The sequence below is a fragment of the Brevibacterium sp. SIMBA_078 genome, assembly GCF_046534565.1.
Classification (GTDB): Bacteria; Actinomycetota; Actinomycetes; order Actinomycetales; family Brevibacteriaceae; genus Brevibacterium.
The window spans coordinates 1-371 of sequence record NZ_JAWRYQ010000057.1; the positions used below are offsets into that span (position 1 = coordinate 1).

Annotated in this window: 1 protein-coding gene; it reads left to right on the plus strand. The window is 60.1% G+C overall.

Features of this window, described 5'->3' with window-relative positions; translation table 11 throughout:
- Window positions 1–245, plus strand: a 245-nt coding sequence (locus SB749_RS18845; RefSeq protein ID WP_410711645.1) for a hypothetical protein, incomplete at its 5' end; no start/stop codon positions are given.
- Window positions 246–371: the final 126 nt, after the last annotated feature.

The following is a 371-nucleotide window of genomic DNA, read 5'->3' on the forward strand; positions in this document are numbered from 1 at the left end:
GACCTGAGCTGCTGAACATCGCCCAGCCCGGGCCGATCCAGATGGGGGCTCTGCTCGACGCCGCCGGTCGGGACTATGTCGGCTGTCTTGCTCCGCAAACCGCGATTCCAGAGGTCGCGCTTGACGTTGCCCGCCTCCGCGCGTTTCTGGCGCCACAGATGACCTTGTCCGCCGCTGATCCGGCGGGCATGATTGCTGAAATGGCCCTTTTAGAGCCACATATGAAGGACAGCTCCGCCCAATGACGTGGGATAAACGCCTCTTTGACCTCTTTTTCGTGACCCTGCTGATCGTGATCCTCGGTCCTGTTCTGCTGGTCCTTCTGATCTGGCTTCTGGTTAAAGAAGGCCGCCCGGTCTTTTACGTGGCAG